General features: G+C 70.9%; 3 protein-coding genes. All 3 read right to left on the bottom strand.

Translation table 11 applies throughout. The features are described 5' to 3' along the window. A partial coding sequence (locus tag AF1_RS31630) for a type IV secretion system protein (protein WP_084263515.1) occupies positions 1-1,723 on the bottom strand: 1,723 nt, incomplete at its 3' end. Further along, complete coding sequence (locus tag AF1_RS31625) at positions 1,720-4,209, bottom strand: ATP-binding protein (RefSeq protein WP_067807817.1); 2,490 nt, start codon at positions 4,207-4,209, stop codon at positions 1,720-1,722. The genes AF1_RS31625 and AF1_RS31630, both read right to left, overlap by 4 nt. A gap of 193 nt (positions 4,210-4,402) precedes the next feature. Continuing rightward, the coding region (locus tag AF1_RS35525; protein ID WP_409360258.1) for a MinD/ParA family ATP-binding protein at positions 4,403-5,420 on the bottom strand (1,018 nt) is incomplete at its 5' end.

Below are 5,420 nucleotides of genomic sequence, written 5' to 3'. Positions count from 1 at the left end.
CCCGCCGGTCGGCGCCGGCGACCGCGGTGCCGGGCGACCCATCGCCCTGGGCCCCGGCTCCGACGCCCTCGGAGGTCGCCTCGCGCTTCGCCCGGCGGGCCAGCCGGTAGCCGGCCGCACCGGGCACGACCGCGCCCGCGACCCCGGCCGTGCTCCTGCGCGCCTCCGCGACCGACTTGTCGAGGTGCGCCTCGCTCTTCTCCCGCGACCCGACCGCCGAGTAGCCGACGGCGGAGAACAGGTGCTGGAACGGCTTGCGGTAGATGAAGGCCGCGAACGTCACCAGCGCGATGAGCAGCACCTGCAGACCCCACGGCAGCGTCTCGCCGAGGATCAGGCCGTACGCCCACAGCAGCAGCGACAGCACGCCGATCAGTGCCGCCTGCTTGAGCAGCATCGACAGCAGCAGTTCGAGCCATCGGACGGCGATGACCCGCCCGATGCCGGGATGTATCCCGATGCCGAGGAAGATCGGCCCGGCGACGAGCAGCAGCAGGAACGCGATCTTCACGACGATCAGCGCGATCGCGATGACCATGATGAGCAGCCCCGCGACGAGCGCGGCGAACAGCCCGCCGAACGCGACCGCCAGCCGGTTCTGCCAGTTCTTGCCCTGGAACAGCGCGTAGGTCTGCGGGTGGTTGTCCTTGATGTTCTTCGTGACGTCCTTGTAGGCGTCGGCCTTCTTGCCCAGATCGACCTTGTTGGTGCCGTACGTCTCCGGGAGATCGACCGCCTGCGACCACAGCAGCTTGTCGGCGTTCTCCTTGACGATCTTGGCGTTGGGGTCGGTGGTGCCGAACTCGCCCTGCAGCCACGGCTTGCAGACCAGCGCCACCCACAGCCCGTTGGCGTTGCGGGTCGTCGCGTCCAGGTTCTGCGACGTCGCCGGATCGGGTTTGCCGTCCGGTCTGGGGATGCATGCCCCGCCCTTGGTGTCGCTCTGCGGCAGTGCCGCATTGAACGCGACGCTGGTCGCCTCGGACGTCTTCGTCCCGAGCGTGGTGAAGTCCGCGGGCCGCGCGATCAGCCAGATCAGCGCCACCATCGCGGCGACCATCCAGATCACGCCCTCGGTGACCTTGCTCGCCCGCTTGCGGACCAGCCCCCACCAGGCGAGCCACATCGCGCCGAGGATGACGACCCACGACCAGTAGCGCGCGTTGAACGTCTTGCCGATGTCGCTGATGACGCCGTCGACCGTGTCCTTCAGCCAGCCGAGCAGCGAGTCGGACGCGGCCGCCTGGTACACGCTGATCGTCGTCCGGTCGACCGCCCGGACGACGGTGAACGTGGTGTTGGCGAGGGCGTTGCCCATGAGCGCCATCGCGTCCGAGCAGCCCATGTCGACCGCGTACCAGGTCTGACCGGCGGTGCCGTACCGGTCGTAGTACGTCAGCCGTTCGACGGGCGTCTTCTGCAGTTTCTCGTTCGGGTAGTCGGGCGGCTTGATCATGCCGTCCGTCCCCGACCCGTACTGCTCCGGCGGCGGTGTGTCCGCGGGACGGCACGCGTCGTTGGGCGACGGGAAGATGGGGTTCGCGCTCGCCATCGGGGACAGCACGACCATGAACAGGGCCGCCACCAGCATGACGAGGACCGGGCGGCGGGTGCGCGGGCGGGGCCGCCACCGGCGGCGCCCCGGGCGGTCGAGGACCGCGCGGTCGAGCCCTTCCCCGGGCGAACGCTGCAGGCGCGCCGTCCCGTGGCGGGGAGCCTTCATCGACTGACCTCCTCGACCTCGGCCCCCGCGGTGGCGAGTTCGGACGGGCCCGGACGTGACCGGGTCGGGTTGGTGTCCAGCCAACGCTGCAGTTCCTCGGAGATCAGGTCGACGCCGATGCGCCCCGCTCGGCCGTCGAGGTCACGGAAGATGCATTCGCCGTTGCCGAGGTTGCGCAGCACGGCCTTGTGCTCGTCGGACGTCTCCACCCCGAGAAGCGACATGACGTTGCCGACCTCGACCCGTTCGGTGGAACGGAACGAGAACACCGACGACAGGCAGTTCGTCACCTGTTCGTTCAACAGGTCCCCCGCGTTCTGGGAGACCAGGATCAGTGCGGTGTTACGGGAGCGTCCCATACGGGACACCTCCGGCACCAGTTTCGCGCCCTCGGGTGTCGAGGTGATGGCCCACGCCTCGTCCAGGAAGATGGCCTTCGGCAGCCGCCGGTCGAGGCCGTGCATGAGCCGCCGCGCGAACTGCGACACCAGGTACATCAGCGCCACCGACAGCCGCTGCTCGTAGGAGTAGTCCTCCCGCGAGATCGCGACGTCGGGCAGGGTGAGGCCGCCGAGCGTGAACACGGTGGTCCAGCCCTCGGTGTCGATGCGCTCGCCGCCGGACGGGTCGAAGCACAGCCGCGCGAGCCGCATCTCCGACATGGAGCGGAGCACCGCACCGAGGTTCTTGGACGCGGGATCGTCCGCGCTCTCCAGGTGGTCGACCACGCGTCCGAGCGAGGGCCGCTCGCCGTTGGCGACCGCGCCGACCGCCTGGATCATCGCGGACTCGCGTTCCTCCGACATCCGCGGCAGCAGCAGCCGCAGCGTCTCGGTCGCCATCGTCTTCATCGTGGCGAGGTCGTCGCCGAACGAGAACGGGTCGAGCAGGCCGGGCGCCGCCGAGCCGAGCGGCAGCACGCGCGCCTTGCGGCCACGCGCCCTCAGCAGCTCGACGAGCGACTCGGCGTCGCCCTTCGGGTCGATCGCCGCGATCGTCACGCCGCGCAGCGCCATCTGGTAGATCAGCAGCAGCGCGAGCGTGGTCTTCCCGCCGCCGGGCTCACCGGTGATCGCCACCGCGGTCGGCCGGTTGCGGGCCGCTGCGACGAGCGGGTCGAAGTGGACGATGGACCGGGCCCGGCCGAGCGTCTCGCCGATGTAGGGGCCGATCCAGCCCTCCTCGTTGTCGGCCGGGCGGTCGCCGAGGTCGACGGTCGCGGTCGGCATGCCGCCCGCGATCGTCCGCAGCGGCTGGCGCTGCGCGTAGGCGTTGAGCCGGATCTGGTCACCGGGCAGCGACTCCAGAAACAGCGAGAACTGGTCGCCGGTCGAGTTGACGACGTCGATGCCGATGTCGCGGTAGTGCTCGACGACGGCGTCCACCCGCTGGGCGAGGAGTTCCTCGGTCGGCGCGGACACGATCAGCCGATGCCACCCGTACACGAACGGCAGCCGCTCCTTGGTGATGCCGTGCTCCAGCATCCGCGCCGCGTCGATCTGCTCCGCGAGCGCGATCGGCGCCTCCGCGCCGGCCTCCCGGATGTGCTGGTCCATGTCGCGGGCGTGCGCCAGCTTCCGCGAGACGTCCTTGGACGCCTTCGCCGGCGAGATCAGCTTCATCCGCGCGCTGATCTCCACCGGGAACGGCAGCGCGTCGGCGTAGTGGAACCAGGGCTCCCCGTCGGGGAACGGCATCATGTCCGGGAACCGGGCGAACGACAGGTACGCGACATACGACGCGGCCGTGGCGCCGCCGCCCGCACCCGTGAAGTTGGGCTGCTCGATCCGCAGATACGAGCGCCCGTTGTGGATGGCGCCCTCGACCAGCGACTCGATCTCGCCCTTGCCCCACGTCCTGCGCGGGACGGCCGACGGCGGCGGATCGGCCAGCGACCCCGTCACCGCGTGCTGGAACAGCCATGCCACCTCCGTGGAGGTGGCGTGCCTGGCGTACAGGGCCGACCCGCCGAGCGCGCGCCCGATCCGCTCGGCCTGCTCCGTCCAGCGCGCGATCTCCTTCTTGTCGATCGCGTCGTCGTGGACGCCGAGCACGTTCTCGCTGCGCCTGTAGAAGCCCAGCAACTGCGACAGGACACCGCCCGACAGGTGCGCGCCCATGCCGCGCGGCCCGAGCCGCACCCCGAGGTAGACCTCCTTGGTCCAGAAGTCCTTCGCCCACACGTGCGCGTAGGTCTCCTCCAGGTACTCCCGCCATCCGGGCCCGCCGTCGGACGTCCGGTCCAAGGCGAGCGCCCATTCCGCCGCCGGGTACGTCCGGTGCGCGATCCGCAGGTGCACCTCGGCGTCCTGCATCCGGATGCCCGCCAGCGCGATGGTGATGTTGGTGGCGAGCGCCTCGCGCTCCTCACCGGTGGTGAACTCGTACGACACCGTGGGCAGCCGGAAGTACGCCCAGGCCGCGCTGTCAGTGAGCAGCACGCGGTCGTCGAAGTACCGGACGGCCAGCCGACTGGACTTGCTCATGCCGCCCTCCCGACCAGCGAGTGCCCGTCATCCCGGCGGACACGGCCGCCCGGTGGAGATTCTCCCGTCGGACGGGCCGCCGCGCAGGACTGCCGGGGAGAGTCTTTGCGGTCCGGACGGTCATGAACGTCAAGCCCATCCGCCAGGGGTGCCCGGTTCACTTGGGTCTCCGCTCGATGCCCGCGAGGGGCGCTCATCGGGTGGCCTCCTGCTCCTGCTGAAGCTCCTGGTAACGCTCGGGCACGACGGTGAACCCGCCGGCGACCACACCGGCGAGGGCGAGATAGGCACGCCGCGTCGGCGTGCGCAACGACTTCAGCTCGTTGCGGGGCGCGCGGTCCATGCTCAGGTGATCATCCCATGGGATGCGCACCAGCGCCCGGCAGCGCCCCCGCGCCACGGCCTCGGCCTGCTCGACGTCGTCCATGCTGCGGCGGCTCACCCCGTTGATGACGGTCACCGCGCGGGACCGCAGTTCCTCGTATCCGTGACCGTCCAGCCACTCGAACGTCATCGCGACCGCGCGCGGCGCGTCCGAACTGGCCGGCGCGACCAGCACGATCTGGTCGGCGTACGGCAGGACGCGCGCGACCACGGCCGCCGCCGCGTCCAGCAGCGTCACCGAGTAGAACTTGTCGATGGTCCGGATCGCGAGGGCGTAGTCCCTGTCGTCGAGCGCCTGCAGCGGGTTCTTGCCCGCCGCAATGACGTCGAGCCCGGACTTGGCCTGCGAGGTGTACCGGCGCATCGCGGTCAGGCTGCCGACCTGGTCGGCGCGCGTGATGAGCCCGGTGAGCGTCTCGTTGGTCTCGCTCCGCGTCCTGCGCGCCAGCGCACCGGGCCCCGGATTCACGTCGATCGCGACGACCGGCTCCCCGTTGTGCTGCGCGAACGTGTGCCCGAGCATCAACGCCGTGACGGTCTGGCCCGCCCCACCCGTGCACCCGAGCACCACCACATGCCGCGTCCCGTGGAACGGCTGTTGCAGCCGCTGCTGGTATTCGGCGTCGGCCTCACCGTGCCCGCCGCCGACGGCGTGGATGAGCCGCCGCAGCCCGCCGGTGGTGACCTCGTGCTCAGGCCCGGGCGGCGTGATCGCCGGCCCGGACGGCGGTGGTGCCGGCGGTGGCGGCAACGGCCGCGGCCGCACGGGTGACGCCGGCTGCGACCGCACGTCCCGCGGCGGCGCCTGCTCGGCCGCCGGCTGCGGC

The sequence above is a fragment of the Actinomadura formosensis NBRC 14204 genome (genome assembly GCF_001552155.1).
GTDB lineage: Bacteria > Actinomycetota > Actinomycetes > Streptosporangiales > Streptosporangiaceae > Spirillospora > Spirillospora formosensis.
This window is presented reverse-complemented; position numbering and strand designations above follow the sequence as displayed.